The organism is Arthrobacter sp. MW3 TE3886 (assembly GCF_041262145.1).
Taxonomy (GTDB): Bacteria; Actinomycetota; Actinomycetes; order Actinomycetales; family Micrococcaceae; genus Arthrobacter.
On record NZ_JBGCAN010000001.1, the window covers coordinates 2,106,792 to 2,126,358 of the forward strand.

Here is a 19,567-nt window from a genome sequence, read left to right on the forward strand (position 1 = left end):
GTCAACGAGACCTGGATATATAGAAAAGGAAATACCGTGACTACATCCAAGCAGTACCGACTGGCAGTTCTGAACGGCGACGGCATCGGCCCGGAAATCGTTCCGGCCTCGGTGAAGATCCTCGACGCGGCCATGGCGGCCGCCGGCGCCCCGGCCATCGACTGGACCGAGCTGCCGCTGGGCCGGACCGCGATCGACACCCACGGCACCGCCGTCCCGGACGAGACCCTCGAAGCGCTCAACGACGTCGACGGCTGGCTCCTGGGCCCGCACGATTCCGCCTCCTACCCGGAACCGCACAAGTCCGCGCTGAACCCCTCCGGCACCATCCGCAAGCACTTCGGCCTGTTCGCCAACATCCGCCCGTCCAAGGCCTTCCCCGGCGGGAACGCCATCGTCGAAGGCACCGACCTGGTGATCGTGCGCGAAAACACCGAAGGCTTCTACGCGGACCGGAACACCTTCGCCGGCACCGGCGAATTCATGCCCACCCCGGACGTGGCGATCATGCACGGGATCATCACCCGCGCCGCCACCGAACGCATCGCCCACGCCGCGTTCCAGCTGGCCCAGTCCCGGACCAAGCAGCTGACCATCGTGCACAAGGCCAACGTCCTGAAGATGACCACCGGCCTGTTCCGCGACGTCTGCCGCGAGGTCGCCACCCAGTACCCGGACGTGTCCGTGAACGACTTCCACATCGACGCGATGACCGTGCACCTGGTCCGCCGCGCGAACAAGTTCGACGTCATCGTCACCGAGAACATGTTCGGCGACATCCTCTCGGACCTCGCCGGTGAAGTCGCCGGATCCCTCGGCATCGCCCCCTCGATCAACTCCTCCGACACCCACGCCATGGCCCAGGCCTCCCACGGCTCCGCCCCGGACATCGCCGGGAAGAACATCGCCAACCCGATCGCGATGATCCTCTCCTCCGCGATGCTGCTGCGCTGGCTCGGCGCGAAATTCGGCGACGAGAAGGTCCTCGCGGCCGCCGAACTCGTCGAAAAGGCCGTCGAAGCCACCGTCCTGGACGGCACCACGACCAAGGACCTGGGCGGCACCGCCGGCACCAGCGACTTCGCCGACGCCGTCGCCAACCGCGTCGCAACCGTCGCGCACGTCTAACCAACCGGACCCCGGGCGGGGCACCCACCCCGCCCGGCAGGTCCGCGGACTCGGCCACCGGCCAGCCCAAACGCACACATACCCCCCCGCACTCCCGGCCGCCGGCGCGCTGCTGCCGGCGCCCGGGCCCCAACGAATGGTAGGAAGAACAGTGATAGGTGTCATCGCCGATGATGTGACCGGCGGTACCGACGTTGCCGTCGCCTTCCGCCGGGCCGGGCTGGCAACAGTCATCCTCTTCGGCCAGCCCGACGAAGAAACGGCGTTGCCGTACCATGACGCTGTGGTCATTGCACTGAAAACAAGGACCCTCCCGGTCGACGACGCCGTCGCCGAATCCCTGCGCGCCGCAGCGTGGCTCAAGAATCATGGCGCCGGCCAGCTGTACTTCAAGTACTGTTCAACCTTCGACTCCAAACCCGAGGGAAACATCGGACAGGTCGCAGATGCCCTGGCGGACTTCCAGGGAGCGCGGCTGACAGTCGTGGTCCCGTCCTCGCCCGAACACCGCCGCACCCAGTACATGGGCAACCTGTTCGTCGCCGAACAGCCGCTGGCAGAGTCACCGATGAGCCACCACCCGCTCACGCCCATGACCGACTCCAACGTCGTCCGGCTGCTCACCGCCCAGACCGAACGCCCCGTAGAACTCGTCAGCCAGAAAACAGTACGTGCCGGTGCCCGGGCCATCCGTGAACGCCTCGATGACCTCTCCGCCCACGGAGTCCGCTACGCCGTCACTGACGCGATTTCAGCAACGGACCTGCAGGCAATCGGCGACGCCTGCCGCGACGACGTACTGGTCACCGGTGCTGCCGGGCTGGCCGGGGGACTCGGCCGTGCCCTCGCCGGAGCCCGACGCAGCCGGCAGACCCATGGCGACGATCCCGTCGGCACATCCCGCTCCGTCGCACTGGCCGGAAGTTGCTCGGCACCGACCCGGGAACAGGTCGCCTACATGCGAAGCCATGAACCGGCCTTCTTCCTGGACGCCCTAGCAACACCGGACGCCGCAAAACTGGCGGCATCAGCGCTGGCCTGGTTCGAGTCACTGCCGGCCGATGCCCGTCCACTGATCTATTCCACCCTTGAACCTGAAGAACTGCGCCGCTCCCAGGAAGTCCTGGGCACGGAAGGCTCCGCCCTGATCCTGGAAACTGCCACCGGCCTGATTGCCCGCGGACTCGTCGCGCGCGGGGTCCGGCGGATCGTCACCGCCGGCGGTGAAACCTCCGGAGCCGTCGTCTCCGCCCTGGGCATTCAGGGCGGCACCATTGGTGCCGAAATCGCACCCGGCGTCCCCTGGATCTACACCACCGGCCCGGTTCCGATTGCGGTGCTGCTCAAGTCCGGCAACTTCGGTGACCCCGACCTGCTCGTCCAGGCCGTCCGCGCTGACGCCCGTACCGGGGAGGCCAGCCTTGCCGGACACTGAAATCGCCTATGTCGGATCGCGGACCAGCGTATTGCGCGACGGACGCGGCAGCGGACTGGAAGTCTTTGAAATCCTTGCCGATGGACGCTGGCTTCCCCGTCAGAGCGTCGGCATGGACAACCCCAGCTTCATGATCCTGAGCCCCGGCGGCACCCAGCTCTACGTCGCCCACGGCGACGGCAACCAGATCAGCGCCCTGGAACTGGATCCTGCCACCGGCCGCATCGACTACCGTGACACCGTCGACGCCGGGGGAGTGAACCCCGTCCATCTTGCCCTGAGCCCGGACCGGCATTTCCTGCTCGTCGCCAACCACAACAGTGGCACCGTCGCCAGCATCCGGATCCTCCCCGACGACAGTCTCGGCGCCGTCACCGGATTATTGTCCTTCAAGGGCGAAACAGGCCCCCATCGCCGTGACCAGAACAGCTCCAAACCCCACCAGGTCGTCTTCGACGCCACCGGACGCTATGCCCTGGTCCCCGACAAGGGCCTGGACTCTGTTTTCACGATCTCCATGGACGCCGACGGTTCACTGACGTGGCATCAGGAGAGGACCGTGCGCCTTCGGGAAATGTCCGGCCCCCGGCATCTGGTGTTTTCCCCTTCCAACCGGTTCGTGTATTCGGTTGAGGAGTTCCTGTCCACCGTCACGGCTTATAGCTGGGATGCCGACAGCGGAACTCTGTCGCCGCTACAGTCCCTGACCGCGCTGCCGGACACGGTCACCGGCGACAGCCGCGGTGCCGAAATCGCGGTCAGCCCCGACGGGAATCACGTCTACGTTTCCAACCGCAGCGGGCCGGGCGACCATACACCGGGCGGAGACTTCCCCGACACTATCGGCACCTACGACGTCGACCCGGCGACCGGACGGCTCGGCAATGGACGATGGACCGAGACGCACGGCATCCGACCCCGGTTCTTCTGCCTGGACACCGACGGCTCCGCGCTGCTTGTCGCCCACGAACGCGGACATTCCATCGCCGCCCATCCCCTGGATCCGGCCACCGGCACGCCCGGGCCGCCGGTGTTTCGCGCCGCGACCGGCAGCCCCGTCGCCATCCTGCGCCACCACATCCCGGTCATGGCAGGTGCCGATGACTCCGCTCTTCCGTCACGGGACCGCGCCGGCGCGGCTGACCGGTCCACCACCCTTTAGAAAGGAGATGACGTGGGCATCGCCGTCTGGGCCCTGATCGCATATCTCGCCACCATTCTCATCTGGGCCACCGTCTTCAAACGCGGCATCGGAGAGGCCATGATCGTCGGCTTCGTGGTCCTCTGCCTCTTCGGCGGCGCGGACTTCTTCGCCCTGCTCGGCACCGGTCTCGCAGAAGCCTTCAGGCAGCCTGTGGTCTTCGCCGCCCTGTCATTTACGTTCATCGGCTTCGTGCTGACGCAGACCGGCATCATCCATCACCAGGTGCACATCCTGAACTCCATGCTCGGACGGTTGCGCGGCGGCGCCGGGTACGTCTCCACCCTGGCCTCGGCCGGTTTCGGCGCACTGACACACTCTGCATCCGCCAACGCTGCCACCATCGGATCGGTCACCATTCCATGGATGGAACGTTCGAACTGGCCCAAGCACATCTCCTCATCCGTCGTCGCCGGGAACTCCGGCAATGGAACGGTCATCCCACCCAGCGCCTCATACCTGATTCTGATCGGGCTCGCCACGGTGGGGCCGAACATCGATAAGAACGCCACCCTCGTGGCCATGTTCGCCGTCGCCGGATACTGCGTGCTCTGGCGCCTGTTGTGCATCGTCTACTTCGTCCGCCGCTATAACATCGCCAAAGTCTCCGGCGAGGAACTGATGCCGCTGCGCCGCTCCCTGAAACAGGGCTGGCGCTCCCTGATCGTCTATCTGGGCATTGCCGTACCGATCCTGCTGACCGTCGGAGCCGGCGCCGAATTTGTCGCCCAAGCCCTGGGCGACAAGGGACCGGCTGCTGTGAAGGCTATCGACATCCTGCTCTGGATCCCCGTACTTCTGGGAATCCTGAGCCTGATCATTGGCCGAAAGCAGCTCCCCTCGACCCCCAAGGCCTGGTACGCCTTCATCGCCAGCACCGCACCGCGCTTCCAGGACATCGGCGCGACCCTCGTCTTCTCCTTCGCCGGCAGCGCGGTGCTCCTGGCCCTTGGCCTGGACAAACAGCTCAGTGACGCCTTGACTGGACTGGCCGCACCAGCCATCGCGACCGTGCTGATCGTCGTCATTATCATCGCCCTGGTCGGGGGACCGCTGAGCGCCACGGCCACCGCCGCCACTCTCGGAGGCGCGGCGTTCACCGTCCTCGTCGCAGCGGGGATAAACCCCACGCTGGCCGTGTGCGCCATCATGGTCGCCATCTCTACCGAAGGCGCCTCGCCTCCCGGCGGGCCCTCCATCTTTATCTCTGCCAGCATCGCCGAGGTCAACCCCGCCCGGACCTTCGTCCCGCTCGTCGTTTTCTACGTTGTGCCGTTCCTGATCCTCCCCGTAATAGTGGCCTTCAACGTGCTGCCCATCCCGCACTGACCGGACCAGAAAGCCCTCCACCATGCCACAGCTACATATCGAGTCCGGGCCCCGCTTCGGCCCGGCCCGCAAGTCCCTCATTCGGATGCTGACCATGCTGTTCGTCGCGCTTCTGGTCACCATGCTGCTGCTGGGAACTGTCCTGGTACTGCTCCAGCTGGCCGGTCTCCTGATTGGCAACAGCGACTTCATCATCGCCGTCTCCAGGACACTGGGCCCGGTCACCTACTGGGTCGCGGCGGCCTTCGGCACCTTCACTCTCATCCTGGCCAAAGCCCATGGCTGGAAATCCACAGACTAGGAGCACCTCCCCCGTGTCCGAGCACCACAGCAACCCGCTGATCTCGCTGATCAGCGCCACCCCCGTCGCGATACCACCCGCGACGGGGGCCTTCCGCGAAATTTTCCCCGAGGCCAGGCTCTGGAACCTGCTCGATGACCGGCTCCTGGACGACGCCACGGAACAGGGCGGGGTGACCGAGGAGCTTGCCGCACGCATGACACGGCTGATCCGCCACGCGGAAACCGAAGGCGCCGACGGCATTCTCCTGACCTGCTCCATGTACGGACCCGTCGCCGAACGGCTCGCCGCGGAACTCTCCATCCCGATCTACGCCCCCGACGCGTCAGCCTTCCAGGCCGCCCTGGACGGGCCCTATGAGCGGATTCTGCTGCTGGCCTCCGCCAATGGCCCGCTCGAGGATGCCCTGGAACGGTTCACCCGGGCGGCCGCCGCCGCCGGGCGGGACCTGGCCGTGACAGGAATCGTGGCCGGGGGCGCCGCAGCAGCGGCCACCGCCGGTGACGCCGAGCTGCTGGGCCGCACCCTGGAAGCTGCCTGCGCAGGACAGGAAGCGGACTTCGACGCCGTGCTGTTGGCCCAGTACTCACTCTCGCCGGCCGCAGATGCCCTCTCCCATGCCCTGGGCAAACCCGTGCTGGCCGGCCCGAAACTGGCCGCAGCCACCCTGCGGTCCCAGTTGTTGATGGGAAAGCCGACCAAGACAAACACACAGATGAAAGAGAACGCATGAGCACCGAACGCCGTCTTCGGGAAAGCGTCGTCGACGCGGCCCGCTCCATCTTCAACCGTGGCCTGACCCACGGCCGGACCGGAAACATCAGTGTCCGCTGGGGCGACTCCATCCTGGTCACCCCCACCGGCAGCAGCCTGGGTACCGTCCTGCCGGACGATCTGTCCGTCATTGACGCCGCAGGACAGCACGTCGGCGGAAACAAACCCTCCAAAGAGGCGTTCCTGCACGCGGCCGTTCTCCGCGCCCGCCCGCAGGACACCGCCGTCGTCCACACCCACTCCACCTACTCTGCCGCCGTCTCCTGCCTGGACCACAGCTCAACCGGCAGCGTCATCCCTCCGCTGACCGCGTACTTCGCCATGCGGGTCGGCACACTGCCCCTGCTGCCCTACCACGCCCCGGGGGACCCGGCGCTGGAAGGCCTGGCCGAGGCCACCGCCGTCACCCATCTGGCCATGCTGCTGAGCAATCACGGACCCGTGGTCGCCGGCAAGGACGTCGACAGTGCCATGGATGCGCTGGAGGAACTTGAGGAAACAGCGAAGGTGTATCTGCTGCTGCACGGGCACAGCACCCGGCCGCTCACGCCCGAGCAGGCAGCTGCCGCCGCGCGGATCTGAAGTGAATGGACTGGATCTGCCGGCCCGGTCCGGGAGCTGAATGGGCGGGGTTTTCGCAGGATTCGCCCTTGTCGGGACCATCATCCTGGTTGGCTACCTGGCCGGACGATCCGGTATCGCCGGCCCCCACGCGGGGCCGGTGCTTTCCCGGATCGCATTCTTCATCACCAACCCGGCCCTGCTGTTCACCATTCTTGCCACATCCGAACTGCGCGCCATCTTCTCTGCGCTGGTGCCCGTGGCTTTCGCCGCGGCGGTACTGACCTGTTTGATCTACTGGGGCCTGAGCGCTCTGTGGTTCCGCAGGAAGGGAGCCGAAACCGTGGTCGGCGCGATGGCCGGTTCCTACGTCAACGCCAACCACATCGGCATCCCGGTGGCCGTCTATGCGATTGGCAATGCCACCCCGGTCGCGCCCGTGCTTCTGGTCCAGCTCCTGGTGCTCTCACCGCTGTTCCTGCTGTTGCTTGACCTTACGACCGGGCAGAAGCCCACGCTGAAGTCGCTGATCTCCCAGCCGGTGCGCAATCCGATGATCATCGCTTCCTTCCTCGGCGCCGTCACCGCCTGGACCGGACTGGAGCTGCCGCCGCTGATCTGGGATCCGCTCAAGGTCCTGGGCGGGGCGGCAGTTCCGCTGGTCCTGATGGCCTTCGGCATGAGTCTGCCCGGAAGCCGGCCGCTGCAGTCCGGCGGCACCCGCACCGAAGTCCTGGTCGCCAGCACACTCAAAGCCCTGGTTATGCCTGTTCTGACGTTTGTCCTGGCCCGGTACGTCTTTGGGGTCGATTCCGGGCAGACGTTCGCGGCGGTGATCATGAGCGCCCTGCCGACGGCCCAGAACGTCTTCCTTTTCTCCAGCCGATACGACAGGGGAGCGGCCGTGGCGCGCGATTCGATCCTACTGACATCGGTCGCGGCGATACCTGCCGTGCTGCTCGCGGCGTTGTTGTTGGGCCGATGACAGGGGCCGGCGGCACCGGCCGCCGGCCCCTGCCAGCCCCTCAGAATCCGTAGAGGGTTTCCGGGTTGTCCACCAGAATGCGCTTGCGGTCCCGTTGGCGCGGAACCCAGGAAGCAAAGAGATCGAGCATTGCTGCGTCATCGGGCATGGGCACTTCGCCCCGGGATGCCGTCGGGTGCGGCCAGTCGCTGCCCCAGAGCATCCGTTCCGGTGCAGAGCGGGCGAAGGCTGCTCCGACAGCTGCCCGATCACTGTAGGACGGCGGACCCACCGGCGATTCGTGGTACACCCCGGAGAGCTTGACCCAGGTGTTTCCGGCGTCCACGAGACCGAGGATGGCGGCGTAGGCCGGGTGTGCGATGCCCGTTGAGCCCGGTATGCGGCCCATGTGGTCGATTACGAGGTCGGTGGGCAGGCCACTGATCCGGGGGAGGTTTTCCAGGATTCCCTCTGCCGTCATGTGGATCTGAACGTGCCAGCCCAGATCGGCGACGCGTTCGGCCAGCGGCCGGATCAGCTCGGCGCCGGCGCCGCCGGGACGGGTGAGGTTGAACCGGATACCGCGGATGCCGCCCTCATCCAGTTCCCGCAGCGCGGCGTCCGAGAACGTGGTGTCGATGACGGCGATGCCGCGGGCATTGCGTCGGCCGAGCTGGCTGATGGCGTCCAGGGTGCAGCGGTTGTCCGTGCTGTAATTCGAGGGAGTGACGACCACTGTGCGCTGGGTGCCGGTCCTGCGCTGCAGCAGCCTGTAGTCAGAAACGGTTGCCTTGGGCGGGGGAGTGGCGCCCGGCAGCGGGTACGGAAACCTGTCGGGGTCAAAGACATGCATGTGGCAGTCCGTTGCCTGCCCCGGGGCACGGTAGGCGGCGCGGCCTGTTCCGGCGGAAAACGGAGCGTGGTAATTCTCCGACGCCTGGGCAGATGCTGCGGCGCCCCCGGCCGCAAGTGCCACGCCTGCCAGTGCGCCGCGCACGAGCGTGCGCCGGGTCAATGAACCGGACGTGATGAAAGTGCCGGAATCCGGCCCTGTCTGAGGTGTCATTTGGGGTCTCTCCTTTGAGGAAGCTCTGCGCACACGCCCGCATGTGAGGCTGGCAACATCCATCATGAACGAAAGTGGCCGACCAGTCAACCACTTCGTCGGACCCGGCCGGTTACCCGGGCTGGTCCGCTGCATCAAAGGACGTCAGCAGGTGGCCGCCGATGTCGGACTGGCTGCCGGGGACGACGACGCGGGCGGAGATTGCCCTGTAGGCAAGGAAGTGCGGCGCCGTCAGGTGCTCCCTTTCGAAGGCTGCGCGGTCCCGGTACACCTCGTAGAAGGCGAACAGGTTTGATCCCTCGCCGAGTTCAATGACGTCGAAGCGGTAGCACCCCGGTTCGTTCTGAACGGATAGCCTTGCGTTCTCCGCAATGGCGTCCAGGAACTCCTCACGTCCTTCGGGTTTTACTTCCAGGGTGACCCAGAGACTGAACACGTGCGCTCCTTCTGTGATGGTCGGTGCCGTGACGGGCAGACGTAAGTCAGGCTATCGGGGCCAGCGCCGTTCCGGGGGTGACGGCCCGGACCAGGAAGTCGACGTCACCGAAATTGCCCGACTTGAGCAGCAGGGCAATGGGATTGGTGCCGGACGCGAAAATCCACGGGACTCCGGGAGCCGCCTCGGATCCGATCATGCCGCCGGTAACCTCCAGCGCGGTGACGACCGATCCTGACGTTTCGCCGCCGGCGACGACAACGCGGCGCACGCCCCGGCGGACAAGGCCCCGGGCGATGAGTCCCATGGCTGTCTCGAGGATCTGCGCGGACTCTGCGACGCCCAGCAGGCTTTGGGATTCCCGAAGTTTCTCCGGGGGCAGCGAGGAGTAGATGAGCGGGGTCGGGCCAGCCGGCTGTGTCTCGTACCAGGACAGGGCGGCCTCTGCCAGAATCCGTGAGTCGGGGACGGCGACCGCATCGAGCTGGTAGGACGGATGGCCCTCTGCCTGCATGGCGGTGATTTGCTGCAGTGTCCGGGCGGAGCAGGAACCCGCCAGTGCGATGGCCGGCCCGTCATGCTCGGGCCCATTCGCCATGGCGGCCGGCCCATTGGCGGGTGCCGCGCGTTCGGCGACCGCGGTGGCGAGTCCGGCCGCCAGCCCGGCTGCTCCGGATACGAAGGGATGGTCCAGGATTGCCCGGCCGATGTTGGCGAGGTCGCCGGCATCAACGGCGTCAACGACGGCATAGGCCGTGCCCGCCGCACCAAGGTTGGTGAAGTTCTCCGCGAGTGCGTCCGGGCCTGCATGCACGTCCTGCAAAGTGACGAGGGAGACCGTACGTGCCGTTTGGGTGCGCAGGAGGTCCGGTACGCGGGGATCCGTCATGGGTGTTAGGGGATGGTGCCGCATGGGCGAGTCCGAGAGGAGTTGGGTGTTGACGAACAGGTGGCCGTTGTACTGGGTGCGTCCGTGTGCGGGTGAGCTGGGGACCACAACGGCGAATTCGCTGCGGGTCAGGTCCGCCAGGGCGTCACAGACGGGACCGATGTTTCCGGCGGAGGTTGAATCGAAAGTCGAGCAGAATTTGAAGAAGAGCTGGTGTGCCCCCACTGCGAGGAGCTCCCGGGCTGCCTCGAGGGATTGTTCGACTGCCTGGCCCACCGGGAGGGTGCGGGTCTTCAGTGCAATGACGACGACGTCAGCGTTGTCGGTGGCCTGCAGGGCGTCCGGGGTCCCGAACTGGATCAGGACTCGAAGCCCCGCCCGGCGGAATGCGACGGCAACATCGGTGCCACCGGTGAAATCATCGGCAATTACCCCGATCATCGGGAACCTCCTAGGGTGGTGCGGCGAAGTGCCGCGGCTGAGCTGAGTGGCCCGGAGAAGACCGGTATGCCAGTGGCTGTTTCAAGGGCCCTGGCAGCAGGTGCCAGGGAATATTGGGCGAGCAGGATCGCATCCGGTGCCGTCGGCTGCCCGTTGACGGCAGAGACCAGCGCGTCGGTCAGTTCCTCAGTGTTCCCGGCAAGGGCGGCCTCCTTTGCCTTCGTCGCTACTGCGCCCCGGATTTCCACTGGTGCTGCCCGTTCGGCGCACTCATTGATGAACCGGTTGATGGCTACGGTCAGGGGCTGAGGTGCGCTGGCGAGCACCAGGACGGTGTCCGGTGCCTGCGCAAGGACTCCGTTCAGCGCCATTTCGTCGGGATCGAGCAGTGGTACCGGGCATTTGTCGGTGTAGGAGCGGAGCGCGGCCACGTAGACGGGGCAGGTCAGAAGGATGGCGTCCGCTCCTTCGATGACAGCGTGGTCAATGAGGCGATGCATGCGTTCGGCCAGGGAACCGGTGACGCCTCGGGGATCCGCGTCGTCCTGCAAGCGGTCATCGAGAATGTTCCAGAGCCGGGCTTCTGGAAATTCGTCGGCGAATGCGCTGTTCGCGGGCGTCATCGCTGCCGGGTTGGCGCTGATCAGCGCTACCAGCGGACGCTTTTGTCCGGGTGACATGGTGGCTCCTGGTCCGAATGGGGCTTGCCCGGTGGGTGCCGGGCGGGGTGGGTGTCCCGCCCGGCGTCCGGTTGGTTAGACGTGCGCGACGGTTGCGACGCGGTTGGCGACGGCGTCGGCGAAGTCGCTGGTGCCGGCGGTGCCGCCCAGGTCCTTGGTCGTGGTGCCGTCCAGGACGGTGGCTTCGACGGCTTTTTCGACGAGTTCGGCGGCCGCGAGGACCTTCTCGTCGCCGAATTTCGCGCCGAGCCAGCGCAGCAGCATCGCGGAGGAGAGGATCATCGCGATCGGGTTGGCGATGTTCTTCCCGGCGATGTCCGGGGCGGAGCCGTGGGAGGCCTGGGCCATGGCGTGGGTGTCCGAGGAGTTGATCGAGGGGGCGATGCCGAGGGATCCGGCGACTTCACCGGCGAGGTCCGAGAGGATGTCGCCGAACATGTTCTCGGTGACGATGACGTCGAACTTGTTCGCGCGGCGGACCAGGTGCACGGTCATCGCGTCGATGTGGAAGTCGTTCACGGACACGTCCGGGTACTGGGTGCCGACCTCGCGGCAGACGTCGCGGAACAGGCCGGTGGTCATTTTCAGGACGTTGGCCTTGTGCACGATGGTCAGCTGCTTGGTCCGGGACTGGGCCAGCTGGAACGCGGCGTGGGCGATGCGTTCGGTGGCGGCGCGGGTGATGATCCCGTGCATGATCGCCACGTCCGGGGTGGGCATGAATTCGCCGGTGCCGGCGAAGGTGTTCCGGTCCGCGTAGAAGCCTTCGGTGTTTTCGCGCACGATGACCAGGTCGGTGCCTTCGACGATGGCGTTCCCGCCGGGGAAGGCCTTGGCCGGGCGGATGTTCGCGAACAGGCCGAAGTGCTTGCGGATGGTGCCGGAGGGGTTCAGCGCGGACTTGTGCGGTTCCGGGTAGGAGGCGGAATCGTGCGGGCCCAGGAGCCAGCCGTCGACGTCGTTGAGCGCTTCGAGGGTCTCGTCCGGGACGGCGGTGCCGTGGGTGTCGATCGCACTCCGGCCCAGCGGCAGCTCGGTCCAGTCGATCGCCGGGGCGCCGGCGGCCGCCATGGCCGCGTCGAGGATTTTCACCGAGGCCGGAACGATTTCCGGGCCGATGCCGTCGCCGTTCAGAACTGCCAGTCGGTACTGCTTGGATTCAGTCACTGTATTTCCTTTTCTATATATCCAGGTCTCGTTGACGGACCAGGGGCTAGGAGGGGCGCTTAGAGAGCGATGTTGATTGCGCCGGTGAGGAGCTGGAAGGCGATGAAGGCAAGGCAGCCGCCGACGATCCAGAGGATGGAGAACTTTTGGAATTCGCCGAGATCCTTCTTCAGCAGACCCAGGAGTACCCACAGAGGTGCCGAGGCCGGGCCGATCATGTGGGAAATCTGTCCCACGACGCCCGCCCGGGCGATTTCATTTGCGTGGATGCCGTACTGCGCGGCCGATTCGGACAGCACGGGGAGGATTCCGAAGAAGAAGGCGTCGTTGGACATGAAGAATCCGAGGGGGATGGCGATGATCGCGGTGAAGAGCGGAAGGAGTCCGCCCATCGAGGTCGGGACGATGCTGAGCAGCGAGTCCGCCATGGCCTGGATCATGCCGGAGTCGGAGAGGATGCCGGTGAAGACCCCGGCTGCGAGGACCAGCATCACCACGGGGACCGCGCTTGCTGCGTGGCGCTTGATGAGTTCACCCTGGGTGTGCAGTTCCGGGTAGTTGACGAGCAGTGCGACAACGAAGGCGCCAATGAACAGCACCACCAGCGGGGCGACGCCGGTGATGAGAAGGACCAGCAGCAGTATGGTCAGGCCGGCGTTCACCCAGGTGCGCCAGGTGGGACGGTCGCCGGCGTGATGCGTGCCGTTCTTGATCTCGGCGGCAAGTTCAGCGGCCGCTGCGGTGTCGACGTGCTTGCGCTGGGACCGGCCGAGGAGGTAGGCAACGACGAGGATGAATGCGCAGGTGAGCGCCAGGGACGGGATGAGGCTGACGAAGTAGTCAGTCGCGTCCAGCTTCAGCACACTGATGGCGCGGGTGGCTGCTCCGCCCCAGGGAGTTGAGCCGGAGATGAGGCCCAGGGACATCGCTGCCACGGTGGCGATCACCAGGGGATTGATGTGCAGTCTCTTGTAGATCGGCAGGAACGCCGAGCAGATGATCATGTAGCTGGTCGTGCCGTCACCGTCCAGGGCCACGGCCATGGACAGTACGGCTGTTCCGACGCAGATGCGGACCGGGTCGCCCTTGGACAGGCGAAGAATGAGCTTTGAGATCGGATCAAAGAGCTTGGCGTCCATCATGACGCCGAAATACAGCACCGCAAAGAGCAGCAGTACGGCGGTTGGCGCGACGGTTTTCAGGCCTGAGAGCACCATGTCACCCAGGTCCGGGCCGAAACCGGCAATGACAGCGAACAGGACAGGTGCGCAGATGATGGCCACAAAGGCTGTGGCCCACCTGCGCATTACCACCACCATAAATGACGCGAGCGTAGCGAATCCGAAGACGGCGAGCATCGTTACTCCTTGATATTGAGGGACTGTTCCCTGACGGCGACTCTGACGTACTGGGTCCCTTAGAGGTAACCCGGGCCCTCAACCTCATGGGCCGGGCACACCATCGACGGTAAACCTAAAGTGGTCGACCAGTCAAGCTAAGTGGTCAAGTGGTCGACCACTATGAAATATTTAGGTACCATCGACCTTGTGAACAGCGAATCTGCTACCTTTCCCGACAGTCCCGACCGGAACCTCGGCATGGAACTGGTGCGCGCGACCGAAGCCGCGGCCATCCGCGCGGCCCCCTTCATTGGCAAGGGTGACAAAAATGCCGCCGACGGCGCCGCCGTGGACGCCATGCGCCTCTTTCTCGGCTCGGTGGCCTTTGACGGCGTCGTGGTCATCGGGGAAGGCGAAAAGGACGCCGCCCCCATGCTGTACAACGGCGAACACGTTGGAAACGGCGCCGGACCCTCATGTGACATCGCCGTGGACCCGATCGACGGCACCAGCCTCACCGCCGCCGGACGGCAGAACGCGCTCTCGGTCATCGCAGTCTCAGAGCGCGGCTCCATGTTCGACCCGAGCGCGGTCTTCTACATGGACAAGATCGTCACAGGGCCCGAAGGCCTCGGTGTTGTTGACCTCAACCGGCCCATCGGTGAAAACATCCGCGCCCTCGCCAGGGCAAAGGGTGTTGCCGTGGAGGACCTGCAGGTTGCCGTGCTCGACCGTCCCCGCCACGCACAGCTGATCGCCGACATCCGGGCCGCGGGCGCCTCCACCCGCCTGCTCCTGGACGGCGACGTGGCCGGCGGAATCAACGCAGCCCGGCCCGACTCCCGGATCGACATGTGCGTGGGCATCGGCGGGACCCCCGAAGGAATCATCACAGCCTGCGCGGTGAAGGCCCTGGGTGGACTCATTCAGGCCCGCCTTGCCCCCCGCGATGCCGCCGAACAGCGGAAGGCGCTCGAGGCAGGGCACGACCTTGACCGGGTGCTCGACCAGAACGACCTGGTCCGGGGCGACAACACCTACTTCGTGGCAACCGGCGTGACAGACGGCGCCCTGGTAGACGGAGTGAGCCGCACCCCGGGGTTGATCCGTACGACCAGCATCGTGCTGCGATCACATTCGGGAACCATCCGCCGCGTCATCGCCGACCACCTCGTTTCGAAGTGGTACAGCACCCAGCCGAACAACCCTGAAGTATTCGAACAACAAGGAGAGTGAAAACTATGACCGGAGTAATCGTTGTAGGCGTCGACGGCAGCGAAACCGCCAAAAGAGCCGCAGAATCGGCCCGGGACCTGGCGCTGGCGCTGGGAACCCCACTGCACGTCGTAACCGCGTTCGACGGAGACCGCACCGTCGTGTTCGGCACCGGCAGCGACCAGTGGGTTGTCTCTAATGAAGAGAACGCCGAAAAGGTAGCGCGAAGTGTGGCCGTCGACCTCAGCTCAGGAGAGCTCAAAGTCGCATACTTCGCCGTCCGCGGCACGCCGGCCCAGGCCTTGCTCAAACAAGCCGAAAAATACGACGCCCGGATGATCGTCGTCGGCAACAAGCGCATGCAAGGACTCGGACGCGTGCTCGGCAGCATCGCCAGCAGCGTCGCACATAACGCTCCCTGCGACGTCTATATCGCCAAAACCGACAGTTGACGGCCATAGGCCGCGCGGGCAAATCTCCCCACCAGGGCGAGTCCAAAATGGGCAGCCCGAGACCGCGATAAGTCTCAGTTTTCCGGCGTCGGCACGCGGAACCGCAACACGCAACCCGACCGACGGGAGCCGGCGCCGGAACCCCTTGACAAAGAGCAGGCTGACGTATCATCAGCGTCAACTCACTCTTCAAGAGTTAGACGGCGCTGGCGCAGGGGCTTGGCCCTGCCCCAGTTCAAGAGCAACTCTCGAGACTCCATACCAGGCAGCTTCGGGCGGGACCGATGATCGAAAGTCGAGGTAACCATGGATATGAAACCGGAAGTCGGCGAACCCGATGGGGGACCCTGGAGAGCCGAGTCATTGGAAGGCTTGGTGCGGCGATTACTGCCGGCAGCAGGACAACGTCCGAACCGCCCCTGGATTGTGGCGATAGATGGAAGGAGCGGGGCGGGCAAGACCACCCTGGTCGATCGTCTACTAGCTCGAGTGCCGGACTCAGATGTCGTTCACACGGACGATGTAGCGTGGCATCTCTCGTTTTTTGACTGGGCCGATGAACTCCGTGACGGTGTCCTCGAACCTCTGCTCCAAGGCGAGGCAGTCCATTACCGTCCGCCGGGTTGGGTGGCCCGAGAACGTCCAGGTGCCATAGCTCTACCCGCCGGGCGTTCCGTGGTGTGGGTGGAAGGGAGCGGATCATCACGCCAAGCTCTCTCCGACCTGGTCGACGCTTCAATCTGGGTGCAGTGCGACAACATTGAAGCCCGACGTCGCCTCCTGGAACGAGATGGCCAGGAAGAAGAAGACCTGCACAGGGAGTGGGAAGAACAAGAAATTCCCTTCCTGCTTGAAGACCGGCCATGGGAGCGCGCCACAGTGATCGTGGCCGGAAGGCCGGCCCTGCAGCACGATCCCACTACCCAAGTAGTAACCGCTCAGCCGGCACCACGCACGGAGATCACCTAACCCACGGATTTGCCATCTCCGCCCGCCACTGTGGGTGGCGGGGCCAGGCGCCTTGGCTGTAGGTCCTCCGCGTGCTGGGATGTGGGGTCATTCGAGCCTCCTTTCTGGCCTGTCCCAGTGGGCTTGGTTGGTCTTGCGCCTTTTCATGCCGTGGGGCTGGTGTTGGCATGACTCGCGGGGGTTTGTTGAAGATGTTTCCCCAGATTCCTTGTGTACTGGGACCGGGGGAGAGGCTGGTGGCGCATTGTCCGGCCATACGTGATGTGTAGATAGTCCACACCGCACCGTTAAACAGGCCCCGAACTGTCCTCGGTTGGGCCAGCACAGCGGAAGGTTCGCTGCACAACGGGACGGCGGCCCGGCGTTGCCGTCCGCTATTGCTTCGCTGCGGCGTTGGGCGTAGCTTGCGGACACGCACGTTTCCAGCCGCGCTGCTTCACCAGTTTAAAGTCCCAAAGTCTGCATCCCGGATTCATCGTCTGGAAGGCGCGTGGTTATGAGAAATCCGTTCAACTTCATGACTTCTGTAGGGTTCGGATTCGCAGCACTTCTGGCCACAGCAGGTTGCAGCGCAACCACGGCCGGCCCACCGCCGGCGGCAGAACAGACGAAGACCCTGCGGATAGCCACCGATGATGAGCCCGGCCGCCCGGCCGCCGCCCAGATTGAGGAATTCGCCCGCAACGTGAAGGAACACTCCGGGGGCCAGGTCCTGATCGAACCGGTGTGGAAGGCCGTGGGTGAGGACAAGGACGACCCGGATCAAGCAGTGGCACGCGCAGTGGTGAGCGGCGATTTCGATATGGGGCTGGTTCCGGCCCGGGCCTGGGACACCGAAGGGGTGAGTTCCTTTGCGGCACTTCATGCGCCGTTCCTCGTGACATCCAATGCACTGATGGCAAAGGTGTCGGACCCGGCAGTCGCGGACGAAATGCTTGCAGGGCTGGACAAGGTCGGTGTGTCCGGTCTTGCCCTGTTCCCAGAAGGCACGCGAATGCTCTTCTCCTTCTTCGAACCGGTGCTGACGCAGGCTGATCTTGCAGGGAAAACCGTACGGGCTCCCCGGTCCGATACGACCTACGATCTGCTGAGGACGATTGGTGCCACTCCGGACGATCTGGTGGGCGAACAGTTCTATGACGGGATGGCCGCGGGAACGGTGGTGGCGGCGGAATCGTCGTTCGCGTTGGCCGGGTCGCTCCCGAAGGCCACGACCGCGACCGGCAACATGGTCCTCTACTCCAAGTTGAACTCCCTGGTCATCAACACGAAGTCGTTTCAAGCCTTGAGCGAGGGTCAGCGGCGGGCCCTGAAAGACGCGGCGGCAGCCACTCGCACGTGGGCCGTGGAAACAATGACGGAGACGGCGGACGATGCGGCGAAATTCTGCAAGGACGGCGGAACCGTGGTCGTAGCGACGGCGGCCGAGGTTGCCGACTTCAAAGCCGCCGGTGCCCCTGTCTACACGAAACTCGAGGCGGACCCGGATACAAAAGCCCGCATAGCAAAGATAAAGGATCTGGCCGCGGCCGAACCTGAGCCCCGATCCATTGCCCCGTGCAGCGCCGGCGGCTAACGGGCGGCCACTTGGTACGGAGTCGAAGGGGTTGTGTCGTCTCAGAGTCGATCGTGGACCTCGCTGTGGGGTCCTTACGTCCGGCTGACTGATGCAAGCGGGTCACTGGGGACGAAGGCGGGAATCGTCAGCCACCCATTCATCTCGGGTGATCGCGTATTCGACGTCACCGTGCTCATCGCCCGGGACGGACACCGGCCAGTCGGCGACGAAGGCCCGCACGAGGCGCATCCCGGATTTCTCCATCACCCTTCGGGAGGCGGTGTTTACTGCCATGGTCGAGGCCACAACCCGCTGCACCCCGAACTCGGTGAACCCCTTCGCGATCAGGGCCCGCGATCCCTCCGTCGCGTGCCCCTTTCCCCAAGCCGCGTGGCACAACCGGTAGCCCAGTTCCGGCTGATCCTGTGGATCGTCGGGGCCGGGCCGGAAGTGGAACCAGCCGAGGAATTCCCCGGTCGTCTTCTCGAGCGCGGCCCAGAACCCGTAGCCGGGAAAGCGCTGGTAGTAGTCGAGGAATGCCGGGAGGAAGTCACCTTCTATTTCGCCCCGGGAGGTGGGGATTCCGCCGGTGATGTACCGCATCACGCGCGGATCGCTGTCCAGTTCCACGAGTAGTCCGGCATCGTCGGGGGTGAACTGCCGGAGTAGCAGTCGTTCGGTCTCCAGGAAGGTGCGCATGCAGACATTCTCGCACCGGGGGAAGATCCGTCACATCGATTTACGGTTGAACTGCCGTCGCTGGACGAGCTCCGAGGAACCGCAGTGCTGCCACTCGTGCGCCATCGCCCGCTGGCTGGAGGCCCTGGTCCGCCGGGAGGTCTACGGTCGGGCCGCTCAGTGCGCTCCTGGCTGGCCGGCTACTGTTCCGACTGCGCGGCACACGATGGCTTTGGCATGGTCGTGACCTATTTCACCGTTGCTCCTTTCTGCTGTTGATTACTCTGCGATGTCCTCCGCCCACAGCTCAGGGTGTTCGTCCTGGAAGGTGCGCATCATCTCGACGCTCGGGCATCTGCGCGATCACCAGCACCAGCCCAGGAAACTTGGCCGACAGGCGACCAACGTGTTCAGGTCCGGTAAAGGCCCCCGCCAGTGGAGCCGACCCGGCGTGGATCACGACCGGGACCGCCGAAGCCTCTAGTGCTTCCCAGACCTCGTCAAGGAGCGGACTCTCGGGAGCGAACCCACCGACTTTGACGTGGACCTTGAACAGTCGTGCGCCACTGTCCAAGGCCTCGCGTACATACTGGCCCACATCAGGCTCGGGGTAGAGGGTGGCGCAGTGCAACGCTTCCGGAACGCGCCGAGAGAAGTCCAGACTCCAGCCATTAAGCCACCGGGCCATGCCAGGCTTATGCGCATAAGACAACGCCGGGATCGCCTTCAGCCCGAACTCGCGCAAACGTGCCACGCATGTGCGGGTCGGCGTGGTTCAGCCACCACGTGCTGACTCCGAGGGCCGGCTCTGGGCGCAGGTGTTCCCGTGCCCGCCAGATTGCTTCCATGCGGATCAGCGCTTCGGGGTGTTTGTACGACTCGGGGCACCAGGCGAAGGTTGCGCCTTCGCTGACTTCTCGGACGTAGGACTGGGCCAGCAGTTCGGCGAAGAACTCCACGGCGCTGGAGTAGGCAAGGCTTCC

Annotated in this window: 20 protein-coding genes; 11 read left to right on the forward strand and 9 right to left on the reverse strand. The window is 65.2% G+C overall.

Annotated features, from left to right (window positions below; genetic code table 11):
* Positions 1-36 precede the first annotated feature (36 nt).
* The 8 genes from ABH915_RS09550 to ABH915_RS09585 all read left to right on the forward strand — a co-directional run bounded on the left by ABH915_RS09550 (position 37) and on the right by ABH915_RS09585 (position 7,714).
* Positions 37-1,128, forward strand: a complete 1,092-nt coding sequence (locus ABH915_RS09550) for an isocitrate/isopropylmalate dehydrogenase family protein (RefSeq protein ID WP_370120310.1) — start codon at positions 37-39, stop codon at positions 1,126-1,128.
* A gap of 151 nt (positions 1,129-1,279) precedes the next feature.
* Positions 1,280-2,563, forward strand: a complete 1,284-nt coding sequence (gene otnK / locus ABH915_RS09555) for a 3-oxo-tetronate kinase (RefSeq protein WP_370120312.1) — start codon at positions 1,280-1,282, stop codon at positions 2,561-2,563.
* The gene (locus tag ABH915_RS09560) at positions 2,550-3,725 is read left to right on the forward strand and encodes a lactonase family protein (RefSeq protein ID WP_370120315.1); all 1,176 of its coding nucleotides are present in this window, start codon (positions 2,550-2,552) and stop codon (positions 3,723-3,725) included. The genes otnK (ABH915_RS09555) and ABH915_RS09560 overlap by 14 nt, the downstream gene beginning before the upstream one ends.
* 12 nt (positions 3,726-3,737) lie before the next feature.
* Positions 3,738-5,093, forward strand: a complete 1,356-nt coding sequence (locus ABH915_RS09565; RefSeq protein WP_370120318.1) for a TRAP transporter large permease subunit — start codon at positions 3,738-3,740, stop codon at positions 5,091-5,093.
* A 22-nt stretch (positions 5,094-5,115) separates the two neighbouring features.
* Positions 5,116-5,394 carry a hypothetical protein gene (locus ABH915_RS09570; protein WP_370120321.1) on the forward strand — a complete coding sequence of 93 codons (279 nt, stop codon included), beginning with the start codon at positions 5,116-5,118 and terminating at the stop codon, positions 5,392-5,394.
* A 13-nt stretch (positions 5,395-5,407) separates the two neighbouring features.
* Positions 5,408-6,127 (forward strand): hypothetical protein, encoded by a 720-nt coding sequence (locus ABH915_RS09575; RefSeq protein WP_370120324.1) that lies wholly within the window; start codon positions 5,408-5,410, stop codon positions 6,125-6,127.
* Positions 6,124-6,750: a 3-oxo-tetronate 4-phosphate decarboxylase gene (gene otnC, locus ABH915_RS09580; RefSeq protein WP_370120327.1), complete on the forward strand. Its 627-nt coding sequence runs from the start codon at positions 6,124-6,126 to the stop codon at positions 6,748-6,750. Before ABH915_RS09575 ends, otnC begins: the two co-directional genes overlap by 4 nt.
* Positions 6,751-6,790: 40 nt before the next feature.
* Positions 6,791-7,714, forward strand: coding sequence for an AEC family transporter (locus ABH915_RS09585; protein ID WP_370120329.1), 924 nt, complete (start codon positions 6,791-6,793; stop codon positions 7,712-7,714).
* A 40-nt stretch (positions 7,715-7,754) separates the two neighbouring features.
* Here ABH915_RS09585 and ABH915_RS09590 read toward each other — a convergent pair whose 3' ends face one another.
* The 6 genes from ABH915_RS09590 to ABH915_RS09615 form a co-directional block, all read right to left on the reverse strand.
* Positions 7,755-8,759 carry an amidohydrolase gene (locus tag ABH915_RS09590; RefSeq protein ID WP_370120332.1) on the reverse strand — a complete coding sequence of 335 codons (1,005 nt, stop codon included), beginning with the start codon at positions 8,757-8,759 and terminating at the stop codon, positions 7,755-7,757.
* Positions 8,760-8,871: 112 nt separating this feature from the next.
* Complete coding sequence (locus ABH915_RS09595; protein WP_370120334.1) at positions 8,872-9,195, reverse strand: putative quinol monooxygenase; 324 nt, start codon at positions 9,193-9,195, stop codon at positions 8,872-8,874.
* A 46-nt stretch (positions 9,196-9,241) separates the two neighbouring features.
* Positions 9,242-10,525 carry a 3-oxo-tetronate kinase gene (gene otnK / locus ABH915_RS09600; RefSeq protein WP_370120337.1) on the reverse strand — a complete coding sequence of 428 codons (1,284 nt, stop codon included), beginning with the start codon at positions 10,523-10,525 and terminating at the stop codon, positions 9,242-9,244.
* Complete coding sequence (locus ABH915_RS09605; RefSeq protein ID WP_370120340.1) at positions 10,522-11,205, reverse strand: hypothetical protein; 684 nt, start codon at positions 11,203-11,205, stop codon at positions 10,522-10,524. The genes otnK (ABH915_RS09600) and ABH915_RS09605 overlap by 4 nt, the downstream gene beginning before the upstream one ends.
* Positions 11,206-11,280: 75 nt before the next feature.
* Positions 11,281-12,372, reverse strand: coding sequence for an isocitrate/isopropylmalate dehydrogenase family protein (locus tag ABH915_RS09610; protein WP_370120343.1), 1,092 nt, complete (start codon positions 12,370-12,372; stop codon positions 11,281-11,283).
* Positions 12,373-12,431: 59 nt separating this feature from the next.
* A complete protein-coding gene (locus tag ABH915_RS09615; RefSeq protein WP_370120345.1) occupies positions 12,432-13,730 on the reverse strand; it encodes a CitMHS family transporter in 1,299 nt (432 codons plus the stop codon).
* Between the two features lie 240 nt (positions 13,731-13,970).
* Between ABH915_RS09615 and glpX the strand changes: the two genes are divergently transcribed.
* The 3 genes from glpX (at position 13,971) to ABH915_RS09630 (ending at position 17,924) form a co-directional block, all read left to right on the forward strand.
* Positions 13,971-14,948 carry a class II fructose-bisphosphatase gene (glpX, locus tag ABH915_RS09620; RefSeq protein WP_370124978.1) on the forward strand — a complete coding sequence of 326 codons (978 nt, stop codon included), beginning with the start codon at positions 13,971-13,973 and terminating at the stop codon, positions 14,946-14,948.
* A 5-nt stretch (positions 14,949-14,953) separates the two neighbouring features.
* Positions 14,954-15,379 (forward strand): universal stress protein, encoded by a 426-nt coding sequence (locus tag ABH915_RS09625; RefSeq protein ID WP_370120348.1) that lies wholly within the window; start codon positions 14,954-14,956, stop codon positions 15,377-15,379.
* Positions 15,380-16,844: 1,465 nt separating this feature from the next.
* On the forward strand, positions 16,845-17,924 hold the full coding sequence (locus tag ABH915_RS09630) for a TRAP transporter substrate-binding protein (protein WP_370120351.1): 1,080 nt from the start codon (positions 16,845-16,847) through the stop codon (positions 17,922-17,924).
* Positions 17,925-18,026: 102 nt separating this feature from the next.
* Here ABH915_RS09630 and ABH915_RS09635 read toward each other — a convergent pair whose 3' ends face one another.
* The 3 genes from ABH915_RS09635 to ABH915_RS09645 all read right to left on the reverse strand — a co-directional run bounded on the left by ABH915_RS09635 (position 18,027) and on the right by ABH915_RS09645 (position 19,543).
* Complete coding sequence (locus ABH915_RS09635) at positions 18,027-18,605, reverse strand: GNAT family N-acetyltransferase (protein WP_370120354.1); 579 nt, start codon at positions 18,603-18,605, stop codon at positions 18,027-18,029.
* A 286-nt stretch (positions 18,606-18,891) separates the two neighbouring features.
* The gene (locus ABH915_RS09640) at positions 18,892-19,272 is read right to left on the reverse strand and encodes an amidohydrolase family protein (protein WP_370120357.1); all 381 of its coding nucleotides are present in this window, start codon (positions 19,270-19,272) and stop codon (positions 18,892-18,894) included.
* Positions 19,273-19,279: 7 nt separating this feature from the next.
* Complete coding sequence (locus ABH915_RS09645; protein WP_370120360.1) at positions 19,280-19,543, reverse strand: DUF4913 domain-containing protein; 264 nt, start codon at positions 19,541-19,543, stop codon at positions 19,280-19,282.
* Positions 19,544-19,567 lie beyond the last annotated feature (24 nt).

Bases quoted from the DNA above. Each gene is read 5' to 3' on its own strand.
- ABH915_RS09570 (WP_370120321.1), top strand. From the start codon at position 5,116: ATGCCACAGCTACATATCGAGTCCGGGCCCCGCTTCGGCCCGGCCCGC.
- otnC (WP_370120327.1), top strand. From the start codon at position 6,124: ATGAGCACCGAACGCCGTCTTCGGGAAAGCGTCGTCGACGCGGCCCGC.
- ABH915_RS09585 (WP_370120329.1), top strand. From the start codon at position 6,791: ATGGGCGGGGTTTTCGCAGGATTCGCCCTTGTCGGGACCATCATCCTG.
- ABH915_RS09590 (WP_370120332.1), bottom strand. From the start codon at position 8,759: ATGACACCTCAGACAGGGCCGGATTCCGGCACTTTCATCACGTCCGGT.
- otnK (WP_370120337.1), bottom strand. From the start codon at position 10,525: ATGATCGGGGTAATTGCCGATGATTTCACCGGTGGCACCGATGTTGCC.
- ABH915_RS09605 (WP_370120340.1), bottom strand. From the start codon at position 11,205: ATGTCACCCGGACAAAAGCGTCCGCTGGTAGCGCTGATCAGCGCCAAC.
- ABH915_RS09615 (WP_370120345.1), bottom strand. From the start codon at position 13,730: ATGCTCGCCGTCTTCGGATTCGCTACGCTCGCGTCATTTATGGTGGTG.
- glpX (WP_370124978.1), top strand. From the start codon at position 13,971: ATGGAACTGGTGCGCGCGACCGAAGCCGCGGCCATCCGCGCGGCCCCC.
- ABH915_RS09625 (WP_370120348.1), top strand. From the start codon at position 14,954: ATGACCGGAGTAATCGTTGTAGGCGTCGACGGCAGCGAAACCGCCAAA.
- ABH915_RS09630 (WP_370120351.1), top strand. From the start codon at position 16,845: ATGAGAAATCCGTTCAACTTCATGACTTCTGTAGGGTTCGGATTCGCA.
- ABH915_RS09635 (WP_370120354.1), bottom strand. From the start codon at position 18,605: ATGCGCACCTTCCTGGAGACCGAACGACTGCTACTCCGGCAGTTCACC.
- ABH915_RS09640 (WP_370120357.1), bottom strand. From the start codon at position 19,272: ATGGCCCGGTGGCTTAATGGCTGGAGTCTGGACTTCTCTCGGCGCGTT.